Raw genomic sequence first — 20,905 nt, 5'->3', positions numbered from 1 at the left:
AAAATTCGTGGGCAAATCTTTGCAAAAATGCATCACTCACACTTAGACCGCTTCCAGCGCGCCGGTGTCGTGCCGACGTGCTTGCGAAAGACACGTGTGAAATGCGCCTGATCGGAAAAGCCCGTCTCCACGGCGATTGCGGTGAGGCCTTGATCGCCATCGCGCAGCAGCTCTTTGGCAAGCTCAAGTCTGGCGTTCATCTGCCAATCGTGTGGCGTGAGGCCGGTAGAGGCCTTGAACGAATGGCTGAAATGCGACTGCGACAGCCCCGTCAGTTCGGCCAGTTCCTTGAGGCGGATGTTGCGACCGCAATGCTCCTGCATGAACTCGGTGGCGCGGCGCAATTGCCAGGATGCCAGTTCACCGCTTGCGGGGCGGCGTCTTGACCATCTTCAGCACGTCGATGACAAGTGAGAGCGCAAGACCATCGCCGTAGAGATCATGCAACGGAACGGGGCTGGCGATCTCTGTGGCAATCAGTTCGGCAAGCGCCATTGCCCGCTGGTCTAAGAAGAGCAGTTGCGGCTCTCTCAGTTTTTGCGGATCGATATCTTCCATTAGCCGCTGGCTGATGACATCGGCATCGAAATGGACGTCGAGATGACGCATCTGGTGAACCTCTCTGATGTCCACCCACAGTTCCATTTCCGCTGGGATGTAGGAAATTGGGCTGGCTCGACGGTCCTGCGGTGTCCCGGCTGCCGTCGCCGAACGCCTGACCGAAGGACGACCGCGCCCGAGGTGGTCGAGAAGGATGAAGAGGCGCGGATCGCGCGCGACGTAATGTCCGCCTGCATAAGCGCCGCATTCGACATCCCACAGGTCGGCTGTAATGCCGTTCCAGTTTCGACGCCTGAGCCCGCCAACGACCGAGAACCCCTCGATCGCGTTCTGCATGCGCGGCTGAAATGTCATGGCAATGTCCTGCAACTGTAAAACATGTGTGCAATTATCAAGTTTATCGCATCGCATCAATCGTGACGTTTCAGGTTTTTCAGTGGTTCCTCATCTGTGCATCATGCAGCCGGTTATAGGCGCCGCGTTTGGCGATGAGGTCCTGATGCGTGCCCTGCTCAACGATGCCCTTGCCGTCCACGACGACAATCCGATCCGCTCCCTGGATGGTCGCGAGCCGATGGGCAATGACGAGGGTCGTGCGTCCTTGCGACAGTTCGCCAAGTGAGCGCTGGATTGCGCGCTCCGTCTCGGTGTCGAGCGCCGATGTCGCTTCGTCGAGGATCAGGATCGGAGGGTTCTTCAGGAACATGCGCGCAATGGCAACACGCTGCTTCTGTCCGCCGGAAAGCTTAACGCCGCGCTCGCCGATGACGGTATCGAGACCTGCGGGCAGACCCGCAAGCATCTCTTCCAGGCGTGCCCTATGGGCTGCCTCGACGATCTCGCCCTCGCTGGCACCCAATCGACCGTAGGCGATATTCTCGCGGATCGTGCCGCCGAACAGGAAGACGTCCTGCTGCACAATGCCGATCTGTTGGCGCAGTGACACCTTGGTCATGTCGCGGATGTCGAGGCCGTCAATCGTGATGCGGCCACCGCGAACCTCGTAGAAGCGCGGCAGGAGCGAACAGATCGTCGTCTTGCCGGCGCCCGAAGGGCCGACAAAAGCGATCGTTTCCCCGGCGCGGATCGTCACATTGACATGCTCGAAAACCGCCGCTGACGAACTGTATCCAAAGGAAACGTCCTCATAGGCGATTTCGCCATTGAGATGATCGACCGTGACGGCATCAGGTGCATCGGCGATATCTGGCTCGGTATCGATAAGCTCGGTGAAGCGTCGGAAGCCGGCAATGCCCTTGGGGTAGGTTTCAATGACGGAGTTGATCTTTTCGACAGGACGGAAAAAGACGCCGACCAGAAGCAGGAAACCGATGAAGCCACCGGCGGTAAGGTTGCCAGAGAGCACGAAATAAGCCCCGGCGATCATCACGACCATCTGCGTCAGCCGCATGCTCATATAGCTCAGCGAGCTGCTTGCCGCCATGAGCTTGTAGGCGTCGAGCTTGACGCGCCGATAGCTCTGATTGTCCTTTTCGAAGAGCGTGCGCTCGTAGTTCTCGTTGGCGAAAGCTTGCACGACGCGGATGCCGCCGACATTTCCTCAATGCGGGTGTTGAAGTCGCCGACCCGGTCGAAGAGATGACGGAAATTCTGCGTCATGCGGCTCCCGAAATGGCTCGTCACCCAGGCTGCCAGGGGCACGACAACAGCCGTTATCAGCGCCAGTTGCCAGTTGACCGAGAACATCAGCAGCAAGGCGCCGGCAAAGGTCATCAATGCGATGAAAAGGTCCTCGGGGCCGTGGTGAGCGACTTCGCCAATCTCTTCGAGATCCTTCGTCAGCCGCCCGACGATATGTCCGGTCTTCTGGTTGTCGAAATAGCTGAAAGACAACTTCTGCAGATGATTGAACGCCGCGCGGCGCATGTCTGTCTCGATATTGATGCCAAGCATATGGCCCCAATAGGTGACGACCGTCATCAGGCCGGTACTGACGACATAGATTGCAAGCAAAGCTGCCGACGCAAGCAGGATCAACAGCCATTCATGGCTGAGCAGGAGCCTGTCGACGAACAGCTTGACGGCCATGGGAAAGCCAAGCTCCAACAGGCCTGACAGAATGGCGCAGGAAAAGTCGAGAATGAAAAGGCCGCGATACGGCCGATAATAGGAGAAGAAGCGACGCAACATTGAAGCACTCGAAATGAACAGGGGACGGCCCGATCCAATCAGCCCAAAATCCGCATTGGAGAAAATATGACTTGGCTTCTCCATATTCTGAAGCCGGCTGGATAGTGCGTTGCACGCCCAAATGCAACATCGTGCGGCTCGCGCCTTGAAGGCTCGGATCGCAATGCTTGTTGGCGACGCCATAGCGGTGTCACCGGTTCAATTTCGCTCGCCTCTGAAACGCGCGAACGTCAAGCAGCATGCCGCCGCTCACGAAGCGTGAGCACGCTTTGGAAGCAGGGCCAAAGACGCGATGCCTTTCTTCAAGAGCGCTTGAGGGTTAGACTTGGTTGTTGACCAGGGCGTCATCCGACGGCTGACACGCTGGCGCAAGGCGTGAAACGAGCGATTGACTATCGAGTTTGGCAAAGGGGCCGTGATGACTGCGAAAACAATCGTGACACTTGCGCTTGCTGCTCTTGCGGTATCGGCAAACAGTACGGTTGCCATCGAGGCACAATACGAATGCACCGCCGGCACACGTCTCCATGCAGCCTTTTCGTCACCCAGTGGTTCGCCCGGAAGTGTCGTGCTTGTCTTCTCGGGTTCATCGGGCAAGATCAATCTGCCGCAGGTCGTTTCGGCCGACGGCGGCCGCTACGCCAACAGTGATATGGAGTTCTGGATCAAGGGCCGGGAAGCCACGCTGACGCGTGATGGGAAGAAGGAAACATGCCATACCAACTGAGCGAGTTGGTTGATACATCTAGGAAGCCCGTTGGCAACGCGGCGACTTCGCTGCCTGACGAGAATGGAGCGGATATCCGGGAAGGAAGACATTGTGAGTCTGAGGCCACCACGATCACTCTCTGGCCAGTCGAGTGCCTTGAATCCATTGGAATATGAGCTTGCCTCAGCGCGAGCGGACGCTCTGGGCCGTCAGGGCAGGAAAGCGGAAGCCGCGTTGGCGAGGCTTGCAGCGTGGTCAGTAGACGACCGAAGAATTGACCGGCAAAGCCTTCTCGACGACGCCTCCGAAGCCGTTTGGGCGTTGTTTGTTCAACGCGAGATCTGCGGGCTCCACAATGGGAGGGATGTCATCAAGCGCTACGAAATCCCCGACGAGGTTCTTGCAAGGCTTGGCGCGCTGCGCAAGTGATCGGAGCGCGATCATCGAAGCCTTGCGATCTGCCGCAGGTCATCTGCCGTTGTCGTTGGGAATCCAAAGAATTCCAGATAGGCCGGGATCTGCTCGAACAGCATATCCGTGCCAATCTGAAATGGGCATCCACGCGCGCGTGCCGCGGCCAGCAGCGGCGTGATTTCTTCCTTCATGACGACTTCGCCCACGAAAGTGGACGCAGACAGCCGAGACACATCAAGAGGCAACGGATCGTCTTTCCCCATTCCGAGCGGTGTCGCGTTGACGACGATATCGAAACCCGTCGGGTCATTCGAGCCAGCAGTCACTTCTGTCGTCGGATAGTGTGTCGTCAGACGGCTTCTAAGCCCATTGAGCGTGACAGCGTTGTCATCATGAAGCGCAATCCGGCGCACGCCAGCGCCTGCCAGTGACGCAGCGATCGCCGACCCGACACCGCCAGCGCCGACGATCAATACCTGCGCCCCTGTTATCGTTTGTCCCTTGCGCAAGAGTCCCCTCACGAAACCCTCGCCGTCGAACATGTCGCCCATCAACCGTCCGTCCGGCGCGAGCCTGACCGCGTTGCAGGAGCCGGCCACTTTCGCATTCGTCGACACCTCGTCAATCAACCCCATTGTCGTAATCTTGTGGGGCATCGTGACGAGGGCGCCGTGAATATTCGAAAGTCTGAAGACGAGCTTGAGGAATGACGGATAGTCTTCGGGCTTGCAACCCATTGGTACGACGACGGCGTCGATGCCACTCTTTTCGAAATAGGGATTGTAGATCAGGGGAGCCTTGAATGACTCTGTCGGATAGCCGAGATGAGCAATTAGCCGGGTGGTCCCAGTAATCATTTCAATGACCTCGTCGAACCTGGACGTTGTCCAGGTGGATCGTCTCGCCTGACCGCGCCGATGCCTTGATCGCCTCGATCACGCGCAGGGTCGCAAGACCTTCCTTGCCGCTGACAAGGGGCTCTGCTTCACGACGAATGACATCGCAGAAGTGTAAAAGCTGCAGCGCCAGTGGATCGGCCGGAGTGAAGGGCACGTGTTCCGTGACCAGCGGTTCAAGCCAATCTGGCTTCGACGCATTGGTCCAAAGCGCGAGTTGGGGAATGGCCAGCGATCCGCCCGTCCCCCCGATCTGGTAGCAAAATTGATCCTGGTGCGGAAACGCCGGGTTCTCCCCAGTCGTCATCTCCCAGCTCCAGGGAGAGGCGACAGCATCGGATGCATTCAACGTTGCGAGCACACCGCTCGCGAAACGGAGCAGGATGACGACTGTGTCCTCGACAAGGTGCTGGCGGGCCGAATTTGACTCCATTGCATGGACGGCTTCGACCTCGCCGAAGAAATAGCGGAAGAGATCAACGTCATGGATCAGGTTGATGAAGGTCGGCCCCGCACCTTCCTGTCGGCGCCAACCGATATTGAAGTAGCTGTCCGGCTTGGCGACCCAGAATGTCGCCTGGACAGTCAGGATCTTACCGAGCCGACCGCTGTCGAGAACGCGTTTTGCCGCCCGTATCATGGGATTATGACGGCGATGGTGACCAACCAGGATGGGGATGCCTGCCCTTGCGCCGGCGGCAACGAGAAGGGCCGCTGCTTGCGCATTATCGGCGATCGGCTTCTCGACAAGGACGGGAATTTCCGTTGCAATGGCCTCCAGGGCGTTATCGACATGAAGTTGGTTCGGGGTGGCAACAATTACGCCGTCCGGGCGCTTGGCTGCTGTCGCCTCGGCAAGTGTGGAAAACCATGAAGCGCCCTTGCTTGCCGCAAAGTCACGCCCGGCATCAGAGGGATCGATGACGGCGGAAAGTATCGTGCGCGGCTCGGCCAGAATGCCTTCGATATGGCGCTGACCGATGAGACCGGCGCCCATCACCGCGATTTTCAAGGGAGCCGACTGCGATGGTGCTGACATGAAAATTCCCTCAAAAGTCCTAGTTGCGCAGGATTTCGCCGAGGAATTTGCGTGTGCGCTCATGGCTGGGATTGGTGAAGAACTCCCCAGGAGGCGCCTCCTCGACGATCGCGCCGCTCGCCATGAAGATCACGCGGTTTGCGACCTGTCGGGCGAAGCCCATTTCATGCGTCACGCAGACCATCGTCATGCCTTCGTCGGCAAGACTGATCATGGTATCGAGCACTTCCTTGACCATCTCCGGATCCAGAGCTGAGGTCGGCTCATCGAAGAGCATGACCTTCGGGCGCATGCAGAGCGCCCGTGCGATTGCGACGCGCTGCTGTTGGCCGCCGGAAAGCTGCACAGGATATTTGCCTGCCTGTTCAAGGATCTTGACCCGGCCAAGCAGAGAACGTGCGCGGTCTTCTGCCTCCGCCCTTCCAACGCCAAGCGCGCGCATCGGCGCGAGCATGCAGTTTTGCAACACGGTCAGATGGGGAAAGAGATTGAACTGCTGGAAGACCATGCCGACTTCGCGGCGGATCGCGTCGACTGCCTTCGCTTGGTTTGCGAGCAGGATGCCGCCGACGCGGATTTCCCCCTTCTGATAGGTTTCCAGATGATTGATGCAGCGGATCAGCGTCGATTTTCCGCTGCCGGACGGACCGCACAGCACAATCCTCTCGCCCTTGCGAACCGACAGGTTGATATCGTGTAAGGCCTGAAAGGCGCCATACCACTTCTCCACGTGGTCCATGGTGATAATGGTTTCGGCGGTCGATGCGGGCAAAGGACTGTTCATGAGTTTAATTCCGTCTCTTTCGTGGCAGGCGCCGGAGATCACCGCGATGCGGCGGCGAACTTCCGTTCAAGACGGGCGCCGAAAATCGTCAACGGGCAGCACATCAGGAAATACAGCGCGCCCACGATCCCGAAGACCGTCAGCGGCTCGAAGATCTGGTTGGAAATGATGTTGCCGGCGCGGGTGAGTTCCGTGAAGCCGACGATGGAGGCGAGCGAGGTTCCCTTGATCAACTGCACGAGGAAGCCGATCGTTGCCGGCAGTGAGATGCGCAGAGCCTGTGGCAGGATGACGTCCTTCATGCGCGAGACATATTTGAGGCTGAGCGCTCTTGCGGCCTCGGTCTGGCCGTGCGGAACCGCTTCGATCGAGCCACGCCAGATTTCGCCCAGATAGGCGCTGGCATGCAGCGTCAGGCCGATGGCAACAGCCACCCAGGCATCGAGCTTGAAACCGATCAGGGCAAGTCCGTAATAGACCACGAAGAGCTGCATCAGCAGCGGTGTTCCCTGAAAGACCGCGATGTAGCCGGCCATCAGTCGCTCCAGCAGCGGAATTTCCGAAGTGCGCGCGAGCGCCACACCGAGCCCGGCAATGCATCCGCAGACGAAGCCAACCGCGGACAAGACGACGGTCCATTTCAGACCGATCAGAAGGAAGACGAATTCTTCGCTGCCCATCGATTGCTCCTACTTGACCGGATAGGCGAAATAACGTGCCGAGAAGAACGCAAAGAGGCGCATCATCAGCCAGGAAATGACGAGGTAGAAAACCGTCACAGTGAAATAGACCTCGAAGCTGCGGAAACTCTCCGACTCGATGCGCTGCGAAACCGAGGTGAGCTCATAGGCCGAGATGGCCGAGGCAATGCTGGTCGATAGCGTCAGCAGCACGAACTGGCTGGTCAGCGACGGATAGATCGCCCTCAGCGCCGGCTTGAGGATGATGAGGCGGAAAACCTGCGCCTTGTGCAGGCCGAGCGCGAGGCCGGCTTCCATCTGACCTTTCGAGATGGACTGGACGCCGCCACGGATAATCTCGATGGCGTAGGCGCCGCCGTTGATCCCAAGAGCGATGATCGCCGTTGGCGTCGGATCCAGCCGGATGCCGGCAAGGGGGAGGGCGAAATACAGGAAGAAGATCTGAACCAGGAACGGCGTGTTGCGAATGAGCTCGACAAAGCCGATCACCAGCCAGCGCAGCGATTTGTAGCGCGAATCGCGCAATGCGACGCCGCCGATGCCAATCACGATTGCCAGCAGCATGCCGCAAATGGCGAGCAGCAACGTGCCGAGACAGCCGAGGAGCAGGCTCGGCAGGCCATCGATGACCGGCGTGAAATCCAACGTGTAGTTCATCACCTCTCCTCAGTCGCGTTCGACCATCCCGGCCATGGCTTGGATCGCCAATTCATAGCCAGCTGCGCCAAACCCAATGATGATTGCCGTTGCTGCACGAGAGATGAGGGACTTGTGATAGATGCTCTCACGCGCATGCACGTTGGAGATATGCAGTTCGATTTTCGGCGGATCGAAAGTCTTCAGCGCGTCCAGGAGTGCAATCGACGTGAAGGTGTAGCCGGCCGGGTTGATGATGATGCCGCAGGCCTTGTTGCGTGCCTGGTGCACGCTCTCTACAAGCTCACCTTCGAAATTTGTCTGGCGAAAGTCGATGTCGAACCCAAGGTTATTTGCCTTGGCGAGGCATTTTTCCTTGATCTGCGCGAGTGTTGTCGCGCCGTAGATGGCGGGCTCGCGCTGGCCAAGCAGGTTCAGGTTGGGCCCGTTGAGCACAAATATCGTATTGTTCATGATCGCGCTCCTCGAAACGCGCAAAGCCGTGCTTTTCGGCGTCGCGACACCGTCGGCGGGCATCGCAACGCCCGCCCGTTTGCTTTTGCCAAGCGGTTACTGGCTCAGTTGGCGCTGAACGGAATGCCGTCCAGGCTCTCGGGGAACTCGGGAACCGGCACTTTCATCCACTTGTCATAGATCTTTTTGAGCTCGCCATCGGCCTTGATCTTGTCGACGAAGGCGTTGATCGAGGCATTGATCTCCTTCTCGCCAAGCCGTGTGCAAGCGCCATTGTAGAGCTTCTGGAACTCAAGCTTGTTTTCGAATTCGCCCGGACGGGCCTTCTCGACACGGTCCATGTAGAAGATGTTGCCGCCGAGCGCCTGCACCTGGCCGGACACCAGCGCCTGCACGCTGGGTGCATCGCCGTCGAAGCGGCGGATCGTAGCGCTCTGGGGTGCGTTCTTGGTGACCTGGGTATCTTGAGCAGCACCTTTCGCGACACCAATCGAAAGATTGGCCATGTCGTCATTCGTTTTGACCGACATGGACTTTGGCGCAATCAGCACGATGGCGTTGGCGACGTAAGGCTTGCTGAACTGAACGGCCTTGGCGCGCTCCGGCAGCATGGCCATCGTTGCGAAGAGAACGTCGACGCGGCCCGTGGTCAGGGCCGGAATGCGGTTGTTGACTTCCAGCGGCACGAATTCGACGGAAACGCCCAGTTCCTTGGCGTAAAGCGTTGCAATATCGGCATCGAGCCCGTCCTGCTTGCCGCCGCTCGTCACAAAGCCCCACGGCGGGTTGTCGCCCTGGATGCCAACGATAAGCTTTCCTCTGGCTTTGATTTCTTCGGGCGTGACGGCTTCAGCCGGATTGGCAAGCCCGATGGCAGCTACGACAGCAGCGGCACCCAGCATCGCATTTCGGCGCGTCAGCAGCGATTTGAACATTGATTCCTCCTCCTTTTTGGCGGTCGCTCGGACCCAACAGTCATCCTCTCCCGACTGCATGACCAACTCTTGCCAGAGGATCTGTTATAAATCAACAGAGTTTTTAACAATCATATGATACTTTTGATTTGACCAATTGATTTGAAATGTTCACGACATTTGGCATAATACCATGATCGAGAGTTGGCGCGTCAGGCAAAGTGGCCCATGGCAGCGCTCCGGTGCGACGATGGAAAGGGTTTTGAATTATGAAGACCTCGATTGCGACGGTAACGCTCAGCGGCGAATTACCCGACAAGCTTGAAGCCATTGCGCGCGCGGGCTTCGACGGTGTCGAGATTTTCGAGAACGACTTTCTGGCCTTTGACGGGAGCCCCGCCGACGTCGGCAAGATGGCGACCGATCTCGGGCTCAAGATAACGCTTTTCCAGCCCTTCCGCGACTTCGAAGGCATGCCGGATGGGCTTCGAAGCCGTACCTTCGACCGGGCTGAACGCAAGTTCGACGTCATGCAGGAACTCGGAACCGACATGGTGCTTGTCTGCTCGAACGTCTCGCAGGCAGCGCTTGGAGGCATCGATCGCGCGGCTGCCGACTTTCACGAATTGGGTGAGCGCGCGGCCAAACGCGGCCTCAAGGTGGGTTATGAGGCGCTCGCCTGGGGCCGTTACGTCAACGACCACCGCGATGCCTGGGAGATCGTGCGTCGCGCTCATCATCCGAACGTCGGGCTTATCCTCGACAGCTTCCATTCGCTCTCGCGCAAGATTGATATCAACTCGATCCGGTCGATTCCAAAGGAGAAGATCTTCATCGTACAATTGGCCGATGCGCCGCTGATCGACATGGATCTGCTCTATTGGAGCCGCCATTTTCGCAACATGCCAGGCGAGGGCGATCTGCCGGTAACCGCGTTCACCGAGGCCGTGGCGTCGACCGGGTATGACGGCTATTTCTCGCTGGAGATCTTCAATGACCAGTTTCGTGGCGGCTCCACGCGGGCGATCGCCGCGGATGGTCATCGTTCGCTGATCTATCTGGCCGACCAGGTTCGCCGCAATGTGCAGACGCCGATCGGCGTTCCCATGCCGGAACGTGCTGTCGTCAGGGGTATTGGCTTTGTTGAATTCGCCACCGATGAAGACGAGGCCGTCGAGCTGATTGCGCTCTTACAGGCCTTGGGTTTTCGCAAGAGGGCCATCCATCGATCTAAAAAGGTGACGTTGTTTGAACAGGGCAGTATCCGGATTCTGGTCAATGCCGATCCGCTCGGTTTTGCAAGCGCTGCCTATGCAGTCCACGGCACATTCGCTTATGCTCTGGCGCTCGTTGTCGAGGATGCCAGTGAAGCTTATCGGCGCGCTCTTGCGATGGATGCTGAGCCCTTCCAACAGGCCGTTGCCGATGGCGAACTCGAACTGCCGGCAATTCGCGGCGTCGGCGGCGGCTTGATCTACCTCATCGACGACAAGAGCCCGCTCGGCCGTTTCTCGGAAATCGATTTCGAGCCGGTTTCAGAAGACGGCGGCAAGGCTGGCGCCGGACTGCTGCAGTTCGACCATATCGCCCAGACGGTCGCCTATGATGAAATGCTGACTTGGCTGCTCTTCTACACTTCAATTTTCGAGACCAGAAAGACGCCAATGGTTGATATCATCGATCCGAGCGGCGTTGTGCGCAGCCAGGTCGTTGAAAATGAAACCGGCAGGCTGCGCCTTACAATGAATGGCGCGGAGAACCGCCGCACGCTCGCCGGTCACTTCATCGCCGAAAAATTCGGTTCGGGCATCCAGCATCTGGCCTTTTCGACCGACGACATTTTCGTCACCGCCAGATCGCTTCGCAAGCAAGGCTTCAAGCCGCTCCACATCTCACCGAACTATTATGACGATGTCGAAGCCCGCTTCGGTTTGGATGCCGATCTCACCGAGCGCCTGAAGGCAGAAAACATCCTTTATGACCGCGATGAGCATGGAGAATATTTCCAGCTCTACAGCGGCACCTACGGCGAGGGGTTCTTCTTCGAAATCGTCGAACGACGCGGCTATCGGGGCTATGGCGCGCCGAACGCCATTTTCCGTATTGCTGCACTCAAGAGGCAGATGCGGCCCGAAGGTGTCCCGAAGGATGCCGTCTGATCGGCGCCGGTCAGTCGATGCGACCGCTCTTCAGGACGTGCGCCACCCCGCTTTCTATATGCCGGCGAATGACGGCTCGAGCGCCCTCGATGTCGCGCTTCAAGGCAAGTTCGAAAAGTAGCTTGTGGTCGTCAACGACGGCCTGACCGCGAAAGCTCTGGGCTAGCATGTGATAGCGTAAAAACCTGTCGAACACAGAAGATAGCGCCGCCATGAGTGTTGCGGAATTGCAAGCCGATACGATCGCCTGGTGAAATTCCCAATCATAGCGAACCCAGTCGATGGTGCGTGATGTATCGCCTGCTAGCAGTTTCTTCTCCGCTGCCGCCAGCTTGTGGTGGGCGGCGACGATGCGTCCCTCCCACTCGAGATTTCCGGCCGAAAATGAAAGCTCGATCGCATGGGTTTCCAACACGGTACGCAGATCGGCGAGCTCCTCGAGCTCCTTGCGGGAGGCCGGGCTGACTTCAAAGCCGCGCTGGCCTTCCGCTAGCACCAGGTTTTCCGTGGTCAGGCGGCTGAGTATTTCGCGCAGCGACGATACGCTAATCGAATAGCGCTCCTTGGCTTGCTCAAGTTTGATTTTCGCACCAGGCGCCAAGGCGCCGGAAATGATGTCCTGACGGATCTGCCGGAAAACGACGTCGCCTACGGTCTCGGAAGGTTCACCGGCAATTTTGAGCATGAGGTCCTCTGCTTTGCTCAGGCACTACGAGAGTGCCGACTATCACGATTGTGGTGGCACGGCGGATAACAGGCCTTTTCCAAGCGCATGCTCGACGCCTGCTTGTATATGACACTGCAGGACTTTCTTTGCGGTCTTGCTATCGCGTTGCAACGCGGCCTCCAGAAGTTGCCTATGTTCCTGTTCGGCAACGCTGCCGCGATAGGACAGCGCAACCATCTGATATCGCAGGTATTTGTCGAAAACGGCCGAGTGGGTCTCCATCAGCAGACGCGATCCGCAGGCGGAAATCAGGGCCTGGTGAAACTCCCAGTCGTAGCGCTTCCAGTCTTCCGCTCTGCTTGTGTCGCCCGACGCCATGACCTGTTCCATCCGCGCAAGCTTGTAATGAGCAGACACCAGTCTTGCCTCCCACTCCACATCGCCCTGTTCGAAGGACTGTTCGAGCGCGTGCTCTTCCAGAAGCAGGCGCAGAGCTGCGATCTCTTTGAGGTCCGCAACGGATACTCGTGCAACCTCAAAGCCTCGCTGACCTTCAGCCACAACGAGCCCTTCAGACGTCAGGCGGTTGAGAATTTCCCGGAGCGTACTGACGCTGGTCTCGTAAGCGCCTTTCAAATTCTCCAGCTTGAGCTTCTGGCCGGGCGCGAGGCGCCCGAATATGATGTCCGCCCTTATTTGCCGATAACCGCTCTCAGCGACAGTTTCCTCAACAATTTCCTGGCGCACGGTCTGTCTCCGAGATTTCTTCTTTCCTCCTATATATCCGGATAGCTAGGCCAAATTCAACAAGTAGCGCAGATTGGGCGCAGGATCATGAGTGGGAACGGGTCGCCACCGATTCCATCGCGTAGGAACCCCAAACCTGCGTCACAGCCTTGATAGAAATGCCGCCCTTGGCAGAGGCTAAGCAAGATCAGGCGGCCCCTCAGCGCCTCACCACGAGGCCGACCTTCGCTCGGAAGAGGCCTCCGGCGGTAACAGGAGATTCCGGGCCTAAGCGCTCAAGCCGACTTTGGCAATTTTGGACTTTCTGAAAGAATTCGCGCTTGGGCCACTGAAACGCCATAGGATGCCATCAGCCACAGACTGAGCGCAACGGCACGTGGGACCGGCTGCTCACCCGACGCCCACCGACGGCTAGCGAGTTCATCGACGCCAAAAAGCTCTGCGGCGACGCTTGCCGTCAATCCAGTGACAGCGAGCGCCGCCCTGAATTCGGACGGAGTCATTTGATGCGTTCCCGGCGCGCTTCGCGCGCGATTTATTTCGTTATGACGCACATTAGCTTTCATTTAATTACGTGATATCGCATGTGCGACATTTTGTATGTTCTTTACGACTTGCGGCTTTTAGCTGCGGTTCGCGTATCGTTGCGGCCGACAGTGTCGACTAAGCTGGTCCGTCACGCCAGGCCGAAAGGTGCCCAGCCAACCACTCGACGATTGCTTGTCTTCAACGAAGTTGACGTGCCACGACCCGTACCGAAATCAAGCGGCTGCACCGAGCCGTCGGCATAGCGATCATTGACGCGACCGACGACCAGGCCGAGGGAATGACGCCTGCGATCGCATCGTCACTCTCAAAGCCGGTGACATCCAGCAGGTCGCTACCTCCGACGAGATCTGTAAGCACCCTGACGAGCTTTTCGCCGGCGCTTTGTCTGTTCTCCCGTCGATGACGGGAGAAAAGGGGCATTTTGGCGCCTGGCGCCGCCGCGATATCGCGGTTCAGCGCGGCACGATACCCGGCTGATCGGCAGGGAATTTCTCAATGTCGGCGACACTGACATTGAGATGCTGTGCCACAAGCGCTGCCGGCGTGTGCGTCAGCCAGGACGACAGGCCTATCTCCTGATACTCAGCAACCTTAAAGACGGCCACGAATTGCAGATCCGTCTTGCCGGTGTTTTCGATGATGTGGCCCTGGCTTCTCTTTATGTATCCGATATCACCCGGCCGGAAGTCGGCCGTCTGGCTGCGCGGACCGGCGTCGAACACCGTCATTCGACCTTCCCCCTTGATCCAATACTGCCATTCGTCTGCATTCGGGTGCCAATGCATCTCCCGCACGGCTCCGGGCCTAATCGTCTCGATCGCCGCCGCAATGGTTTTGGACACCTTGAAGCTATTGCTGTCGGCAAGCTGGATCGTGCCGGATGCGTTCTGCTTCAGTGGAGCCGAGCCCGAAAGCCTGTAGGTAAAGGGATACGGCGGCAGTCCAGCAGAAGCGACGGCCTCTTGGTCAGCCGAAAGCGGACCGGGCTCCTTGCCCTGGAAAATCCAGAGATCCTGCAACGGAATGTTCCTGAACGTCTCCTGCGGCACGCCGAAGTTCTTGGCCAGAAGTTCCGGCGATGTGTGCGCCAGCCAGTCCGTCAGAAGCAGCGTGCCATATTCGGATTGGTCGCCTTCGTCAAAGACGATCACGAATTCGCAGCCATCCGGCCCAAGTCCTTGCAGCGAATGAGGGAATCCGGCTGGAAAATACCAGAGATCGCCTGCCTCCACATCCTGCACATAGGCTCGCCCCTGGGGATCAAGAACCGTGACGCGGCAGCGCCCGTTGGTCATGATCGCCCATTCGGCGGCACGGTGCCAGTGCATCTCGCGGATGCCGCCGGGACCGAGCCGCATGTTGACGCCGGAAACGGCCTCGGAGATCGCAAAATCCGACTTGGTGACCTGGCGCGCCCAGCCTCCATTCTGGATGCGCTTGGCGGCATTGTTGAACGATCCCCAAAACAGCTGCATGTCACCCACATCCGTTGCTGGCGGGTTTTGAAACGAGGGAAATTGCTCGTTGATCGCGGGGTTTTTCGGACCGGGATCCGAAAGGCCGGCACGATTGGCATTGATCGCGCCCTCGGCCGGCTGATCCGGATTGCCGAAGCTGGCGGCGTGGGCGCCACCCGCCGCGAGCGCCGTGCCTCCCATCGCTCCAAGGGCAAGCACTGTGCGTCTTGATAAGGGTTCCATGGCTGTCACTCCTGTTGGACTATTCCGCCGGCGCTGGAACACCGGGAACTGCAGGTCGCCTTCGAGTGAACAGTTCGCCGAGCTTTTCGAGGTAGAGGTAGACGACCGGTGTTGTGTAGAGTGTCATGACCTGGCTGATCAAAAGGCCGCCAACCATGGCGTAGCCGAGCGGTTGGCGAAGCTCCGAGCCGGTGCCGTGACCGACCATCAAAGGCATGCCGGCAAGCAGCGCCGCACAAGTCGTCATGATAATCGGACGGAAGCGCAGCAGGCAGGCCTGGCGGATCGCATCCTTTGGTGACAGGCCCTCTTCGCGCTGAGCCGCGATGGCGAAGTCGACGATCATGATGCCGTTCTTCTTCACGATCCCGATCAGGAGAATAACGCCAATCAGGGCGATTACGGTAAAGTCAAAGCCGAAGAGCCACAGCATCGCCAGCGCGCCGAGACCAGCGGAGGGAAGGGTCGACAGGATAGTCAGCGGATGGACGTAGCTCTCGTATAGCACGCCGAGGATGAGATAGATGACCGCGAGAGCAGCAAGTACCAGCAGCGGCTCGCTCGCCAGGGAGCTTTGATAGGCCTGGGCGTTACCCTGGAAACTGCCGATCAACGTCGCCGGCTTGCCCATCTCGACCTCGGCCTTGCCGATGGCTGCGACCGCCTGGCTCAACGCCACGCCCTTGGCTAGGTTGAAGGACAGCGTGACGGAGGGAAACTGGCTTTGATGATTGACCGCGAGAACCGCCGTCGGTTCGGTGGTCTGCCTGACCAGCTGGTTGAGCGGCACCTGTTGACCGGTCAGCGGCGACTTGATGTAGAGGCCATTGATCGCCAGCGGCGAATTCTGAGCCTGCGGAGCCAACTCAAGGACGACATGATAGCTGTTCAAGTCGGTGAAATACTGTGTGACCTGGCGCTGACCAAAGGCATCGTAGAGCGTGTTGTCGATCGTCTGGGGGGATATGCCGAAGCGGGATGCCTGATCGCGATCGATTGCCAGGGTGACGGTAGCGCCACCATTTTGCTGGTCCGTGGCGACGTCGGTCAGCTCAGGCAGGGTCTTGAACTTGGCCAGCAGCCTGTTTGACCAGTCGTCGAGCTCGTCAGCGTCGCCATCCTGCAGCGTGTATTGGAACTGCGTGGCCGAACTCCTGCCGCCGACATTGATGTCCTGCGCCGGCTGTAGAAAAAGCTGTGCGCCCTGCATCTGTGCCAGCTTCGTGCGCAGCCGGTTGATGATCTCGCTCGCCGATGCGTCTCGCTCATCGCGCGGCTTGAGTGTGATGAACATGCGGCCTGTGTTAACTGTCAGCCCCGAGCCGCCGCCGACAGCCATGCCGATTGTCGCAACGGCTGGATCGCTTGCGACAATATTGCCAGCTTCCACCTGATGCCGTGCCATTTCGGCAAACGAGATATCCTGGGAAGATTCCAGGATGCCGGTGATCAGGCCCGTATCTTGCGTCGGGAAGAAGCCTTTCGGAATGTTGACGAAGAGGATGCCGGTTGCTGCGAGCGAGGCAAGGAATGCGACCATCGTCAGGCGATGGTGGCGCAGCGCGACGTCGAGTGTGCGCCGATAGACGTCAAGCATGAGGTCGAAGATGCGCTCGGATGCAGCATAGAGCTTTCCATGGCCGGACGCCTCGTCAGGTTTCAGGAAGCGGGCGGCCATCATCGGCGTAATGGTCAGCGAGACGAGTGCGGAAACGCCGATTGTCATCGTCACGGTAATGGCGAACTCGCGAAACAATCTTCCGACAATGCCACCCATCAGAAGCAGCGGTATGAAGACCGCGACCAGAGAGATGCTGATCGAGATGATGGTGAAGCCGATCTCGCGGGCGCCATCGATGGCAGCCTCGTTCGGCATCTTGCCCATCTCCATGTGGCGATGAATGTTCTCCACCATGACGATCGCATCATCGACGACGAAGCCGACAGCTATGCTCAATCCCATCAGCGAAAGGTTGTCGAGGCTGAATCCGGCGAGATACATCAAAGCCAGCGTCGCCAGGAGCGCCAACGGCACGGTAATGCTTGGGATGACGGTTGCAAAGAGATTGCGCAGGAAGACGAAGATGACCGTGACGACGAGCGCGATCGTGATCATGAGTGTCGTCTCGACGTCGAGCACCGACGCACGGATTGTCTCGGTCCGGTCGCTGAGGATCGAAAGATGAATGGCTGCGGGCGCGATCGCCTGGAGCTGAGGCAGCGTCGCCTTGATCTGATCGACGGTTTCGACGACATTGGCGCCCGGCAGCTTGAAGATCGGCAGCAAAATCGCGTGCTTGCCATTCGCCCAGGCGGCGAGCTGGGTGTTCTCCGGTCCATCAACCGCCTGGCCTATATCGCGGATGCGAACCGGCGCACCGTCCCGGTAGGCAACGATTGCATCGTTCCAGGGCGCTGCATCCAGCAATTGGTCGTTGTCGTAGATGGTGTACGTCCGTTCTGTTCCCTGAACGGAGCCCTTCGGTGCGTTGCTGGTGATGCCGGTGACAGCGGTCCTGACGTCTTCGAGCGACAGCCCCATGTTCGCGATCTTACGAGGATCGATCTGTAGGCGTACGGCGGGTTTCTGCTGGCCGAAGATCAGGACTTGGGAAACGCCATTGAGCTGGCTGACATGCTGGGCGAGAACGCTCTCGGCGTAGTCATCAACCTGGGTGAGCGGCAGCGTGTCCGATGTTAGTGCCAACACCATGACGGGCGGGTCCGCCGGGTTGACCTTTCGGTAGGTCGGCGGCGACGGCAGGCCTGTCGGCAGTTGCCCGCCGGCGGCGTTGATCGCTGTCTGAACGTCCTGTGCAGCGTTGTCCACATTGCGTGACAGATCGAACTGAAGCGTAATTGAGCTGCTGCCGAGCGTGCTCGTCGACGTCATCTGCGTAACGCCGGGAATCTGACCGAACTGTCGCTCGAGCGGCTGCGTGACGGATGAGGCCATTGTTTTCGGATCGGCGCCCGGGAACTGCGTCGACACCTGGATCGTAGGGAAGTCGACCTGAGGCAACGGCGCGACAGGCAGGAGAGGGTAGGCAACGACCCCGATGGCAAACAACGCGGCCATCAGCAAAGAGGTGGCGATCGGTCTTTGAATGAACCACGAGGAGATAGACACCACGCTACTCCTTCTGCGCCGTGTTTGATGAGCCTTGCTCGACAGACACATGTGTGCCCACATCGAGCCGGTACTGGCCGGCAGTCACCACCTGCTCGTTGCCGGCAAGCCCGTTTGTGATGACGGCCCGGCCTTTCTCGATCGGCCCGGGAACAACCTTGCGGACCGCGGTGGTGCCGTTGCCATCGACGACGTAGACGAAGAAGCCGTCCACGCCGCGCTGTAGCGCCGCCGACGGGATCGTGATCGCCTGATGAAGCGTCTTCTGCCTGAGCCGCAGCAGCACAAATTGTCCCGGCCACAGAGCGTCGTCTTGGTTCTCGAACGTGGACTTGATGCGGATGGTGCCGCTGTTTTGATCGATCACGTTGTCGATCAGGGAAAGGCTGCCGGTCGCCAGCGTTCTGGACTGGTCCATCGCGAGCGCATCGACTGCAACGGGACCCGACTTCATCGCATCCCGAACAGCGCCGAGATCGTCTTCGCGAAGCGTCGATACCACAGAAATCGGCTGCGTTTGCGTAATCGTCACGATCGGCGTGGTGTCTGTCGTGTGGACCTGGTTTCCCGCGTCGACGCGGCGGATACCGGTGCGCCCGTCAATCGGTGATCGGATCTGCGTATAGGAGAGCGAGACGTCGGCGGCCTCCTTGGCCGCCTGATCCTCGGCAAGCTGGGCCATGAAACTCGCCACCTGGCTCTGTTGTTGCTCGACGGTCTCTTGGGTGGCAATCTGCTGTTGGGAGAGCTTTTGGTCTTTTGCGAGCAGATACTGCGCATTGGCAAGATCGGCTTGATCTTGCTGAATCTTTGCAGCCGCCTGATCGGCCGCGGCCTGATACGGACGGGGGTCGATGACGGCGAGAAGATCGCCCTTCTTGACCGCCTGTCCTTCCGTAAAGAGGACGTTCTGAAGCTCGCCGTCGACGCGGGTCGTGATGTTGACCGTGTAATTCGCCTGCACAGTGCCGAGGCCATTGAGATAAACCGGCACCTCTTGCATCGACGGTGCGGCAACCTGGACCGGCACTGCCGGAGCGCCGGCCCCAGGTGCTGCTCCGGTCGGCCCGGTTCCCGCGAGCCAGAACGACGCTGCCGACACACCCGCGACCACGAGCACAACGATAGCGGCTGCTGCGGCAGATCGCCTGTGATTCGGAGGGGTGGCAATGGTTCGGATGGTTGTCATTCCGGGCTCCAGAAATGTAGATCGAACCATTGTGTTGAGATGCGGCATCAGCCGATTGATGATCGATCGCGGTGATAGGAAGCCGTGCGCCTGTCCGCGTCCGCGCGGACGCGGACAGGAAGGTATTGAGGCTGCATCCAGAGACCCTGAGGACGGCGTGCTGCCGCCTCGATGGCGTCTTCAAATCGGATCGAGATTGACTTGACGATGTCGTCCAATAGCCGGGCCAGGACGGTTGGCTTGTCTTTGAACCTGGACATCATGTCCTCCTGTCAATGAATGTGATGACAGAAGGCTACAACTGGATGGGCATCGGCACATCTATACGCAGGTCTAGTCGGATCTCGCAAAAGGTATGAGCGTGATGCCAGGCGCCGATGTCGCCACCAATGCGCCAATGACCTCGGCCGGCTGATGGACCGCTGCGGCGTGCGTCAAGGGCGATTGTTCCCGATTAGATCAGCCGAAGACAGCACGTGGCAGCGACCGCCTGGATCTGATTGACCACGTCGAGCGTCCCCATGGCAGAGCGCAGATAGGTATTGACAGGATGACTGCTCAAACCGCGGATGAGTGCGATTTCCTGGCTGCTCTTGCCGGCGGCAAACGATCTCGAGCATTGACCTGTTCGCTTGGCGATCGGCTGACAGGGGTAGACGGATGTCGATTCATGGAAGGATTGTGCGGCGGTCAATTGCCGGAAAAGGAGTTGTCGATCGACCGGCGGAGCGATTGAAGCCGCTCGTCGAAACGTGCCGCGTCAATCGTGTGGCCAGGCTCGTCGCGCCGCAGTTCGCACCGCAACGTGTATGATCGACGCGAGACGTGATTGACCAGGCTGACACTCAGGGACAGCAAGCCATCTCGCTCCGACAGCTGGGTGTTCGTGAATGAGAACATCATCTTGTCTCCTTGTGCATATTGCTTTCGGGGTGTCTGGGCAAGCGACACGGGATCGCTTGCCCAGACGGTGTCGTCAGGGCATGTCCCGGTGAAGTACCGATTTGAGATGCGCCCATTGGCTTTCGCCAGGCGGGCCGTTTTTTATAGGCGATAATCCGACGCGCCAAAGCCTCGTCAATCGAAGCGGCGGCGCGTCAATCCGACCTAGTGCGCGAGCGCCTGCTCGAGGCAAACGATCAGCTTTTCGATATCGACCGGCTTGCCAAGAAAGGCGAATGCGCCACCGTTCATTGCCCTGCTGCGCGTCCGCTCGTCCTTGTACGACGTGACAAAGATCATCGGGGGACGCTGCGAATGCTTGTTCAACTCTGCCTGCAGTTCGATTCCGCTGAGGCCGGGCATCTTCACGTCGACGAGCATGCAATCGATCGCTGATCGCGGTTCGAAGACGAGGAATTCTTCCGCCGAGGCGAACAAACGGCACTCGTAACCGCAGGACTTGACGAGATCATCCATAGCTTCACGGATGGCCTGGTCGTCGTCGACGACGGCTATGGTAGGGACTGAGGGCAATGAACCGAC

18 protein-coding genes and 2 pseudogenes are annotated in these 20,905 nt (G+C 58.8%); 3 read left to right on the top strand and 17 right to left on the bottom strand.

Features of this window, described 5'->3' with window-relative positions; all coding sequences use genetic code 11:
• Positions 1–32 precede the first annotated feature (32 nt).
• Together FHT71_RS22510 and FHT71_RS22505 are read right to left on the bottom strand one after the other, a co-directional pair.
• A pseudogene (locus FHT71_RS22510) lies at positions 33–915 on the bottom strand (AraC family transcriptional regulator).
• A 79-nt stretch (positions 916–994) separates the two neighbouring features.
• Positions 995–2,712, bottom strand: a pseudogene (locus FHT71_RS22505) (ABC transporter ATP-binding protein).
• Between the two features lie 418 nt (positions 2,713–3,130).
• Here FHT71_RS22505 and FHT71_RS22500 point away from each other — a divergent pair.
• Both FHT71_RS22500 and FHT71_RS22495 read left to right on the top strand, forming a co-directional pair.
• A complete protein-coding gene (locus FHT71_RS22500; RefSeq protein ID WP_183722112.1) occupies positions 3,131–3,439 on the top strand; it encodes an MliC family protein in 309 nt (102 codons plus the stop codon).
• A gap of 93 nt (positions 3,440–3,532) precedes the next feature.
• Complete coding sequence (locus FHT71_RS22495) at positions 3,533–3,850, top strand: DUF6665 family protein (protein WP_132587948.1); 318 nt, start codon at positions 3,533–3,535, stop codon at positions 3,848–3,850.
• An 11-nt stretch (positions 3,851–3,861) separates the two neighbouring features.
• Here the strand turns inward: FHT71_RS22495 and FHT71_RS22490 are convergent, their stop codons facing one another.
• The 7 genes from FHT71_RS22490 to FHT71_RS22460 form a co-directional block, all read right to left on the bottom strand.
• A complete protein-coding gene (locus FHT71_RS22490) occupies positions 3,862–4,692 on the bottom strand; it encodes a ThiF family adenylyltransferase (RefSeq protein WP_183722110.1) in 831 nt (276 codons plus the stop codon).
• Between the two features lies 1 nt (position 4,693).
• The gene (locus FHT71_RS22485; protein ID WP_132587946.1) at positions 4,694–5,770 is read right to left on the bottom strand and encodes a Gfo/Idh/MocA family oxidoreductase; all 1,077 of its coding nucleotides are present in this window, start codon (positions 5,768–5,770) and stop codon (positions 4,694–4,696) included.
• Positions 5,771–5,789: 19 nt separating this feature from the next.
• A complete protein-coding gene (locus FHT71_RS22480) occupies positions 5,790–6,554 on the bottom strand; it encodes an amino acid ABC transporter ATP-binding protein (RefSeq protein WP_132587945.1) in 765 nt (254 codons plus the stop codon).
• 38 nt (positions 6,555–6,592) lie between these two features.
• Positions 6,593–7,234, bottom strand: a complete 642-nt coding sequence (locus tag FHT71_RS22475) for an amino acid ABC transporter permease (RefSeq protein WP_183722108.1) — start codon at positions 7,232–7,234, stop codon at positions 6,593–6,595.
• Positions 7,235–7,243: 9 nt separating this feature from the next.
• Positions 7,244–7,912: an amino acid ABC transporter permease gene (locus tag FHT71_RS22470; protein ID WP_007795960.1), complete on the bottom strand. Its 669-nt coding sequence runs from the start codon at positions 7,910–7,912 to the stop codon at positions 7,244–7,246.
• A 9-nt stretch (positions 7,913–7,921) separates the two neighbouring features.
• Positions 7,922–8,365, bottom strand: coding sequence for a type II 3-dehydroquinate dehydratase (gene aroQ / locus FHT71_RS22465; protein ID WP_183722106.1), 444 nt, complete (start codon positions 8,363–8,365; stop codon positions 7,922–7,924).
• Positions 8,366–8,469: 104 nt separating this feature from the next.
• Positions 8,470–9,300, bottom strand: coding sequence for a transporter substrate-binding domain-containing protein (locus tag FHT71_RS22460; RefSeq protein WP_183722104.1), 831 nt, complete (start codon positions 9,298–9,300; stop codon positions 8,470–8,472).
• Positions 9,301–9,548: 248 nt separating this feature from the next.
• On the opposite strand from FHT71_RS22460, the gene FHT71_RS22455 reads away from it, so the two are divergent.
• The gene (locus FHT71_RS22455; protein ID WP_132587942.1) at positions 9,549–11,438 is read left to right on the top strand and encodes a sugar phosphate isomerase/epimerase and 4-hydroxyphenylpyruvate domain-containing protein; all 1,890 of its coding nucleotides are present in this window, start codon (positions 9,549–9,551) and stop codon (positions 11,436–11,438) included.
• 10 nt (positions 11,439–11,448) lie between these two features.
• On the opposite strand, the gene FHT71_RS22450 is transcribed toward FHT71_RS22455, so the two are convergent.
• From FHT71_RS22450 to FHT71_RS22410, 8 genes are all read right to left on the bottom strand, one after another.
• Positions 11,449–12,123, bottom strand: a complete 675-nt coding sequence (locus tag FHT71_RS22450; protein ID WP_132587941.1) for a GntR family transcriptional regulator — start codon at positions 12,121–12,123, stop codon at positions 11,449–11,451.
• Positions 12,124–12,165: 42 nt separating this feature from the next.
• Complete coding sequence (locus FHT71_RS22445; protein ID WP_132587940.1) at positions 12,166–12,852, bottom strand: GntR family transcriptional regulator; 687 nt, start codon at positions 12,850–12,852, stop codon at positions 12,166–12,168.
• Positions 12,853–13,853: 1,001 nt separating this feature from the next.
• On the bottom strand, positions 13,854–15,101 hold the full coding sequence (locus FHT71_RS22440) for an oxalate decarboxylase family bicupin (RefSeq protein WP_183722103.1): 1,248 nt from the start codon (positions 15,099–15,101) through the stop codon (positions 13,854–13,856).
• A gap of 19 nt (positions 15,102–15,120) precedes the next feature.
• Complete coding sequence (locus FHT71_RS22435; RefSeq protein WP_183722100.1) at positions 15,121–18,231, bottom strand: efflux RND transporter permease subunit; 3,111 nt, start codon at positions 18,229–18,231, stop codon at positions 15,121–15,123.
• A 4-nt stretch (positions 18,232–18,235) separates the two neighbouring features.
• The gene (locus FHT71_RS22430; protein ID WP_183722097.1) at positions 18,236–19,420 is read right to left on the bottom strand and encodes an efflux RND transporter periplasmic adaptor subunit; all 1,185 of its coding nucleotides are present in this window, start codon (positions 19,418–19,420) and stop codon (positions 18,236–18,238) included.
• 47 nt (positions 19,421–19,467) lie between these two features.
• On the bottom strand, positions 19,468–19,680 hold the full coding sequence (locus tag FHT71_RS22425) for a hypothetical protein (protein ID WP_183722094.1): 213 nt from the start codon (positions 19,678–19,680) through the stop codon (positions 19,468–19,470).
• A gap of 430 nt (positions 19,681–20,110) precedes the next feature.
• Positions 20,111–20,323: a hypothetical protein gene (locus tag FHT71_RS22415; protein ID WP_007795996.1), complete on the bottom strand. Its 213-nt coding sequence runs from the start codon at positions 20,321–20,323 to the stop codon at positions 20,111–20,113.
• Positions 20,324–20,527: 204 nt separating this feature from the next.
• The gene (locus FHT71_RS22410; RefSeq protein WP_007795999.1) at positions 20,528–20,896 is read right to left on the bottom strand and encodes a response regulator; all 369 of its coding nucleotides are present in this window, start codon (positions 20,894–20,896) and stop codon (positions 20,528–20,530) included.
• Positions 20,897–20,905 lie beyond the last annotated feature (9 nt).

Source organism: Rhizobium sp. BK060 (assembly GCF_014193145.1).
In the GTDB taxonomy this organism is placed as follows: Bacteria; Pseudomonadota; Alphaproteobacteria; order Rhizobiales; family Rhizobiaceae; genus Rhizobium.
The sequence above is the reverse complement of the archived record's forward strand: the minus strand, read 5'-3'. Positions and strand labels throughout refer to the sequence as shown.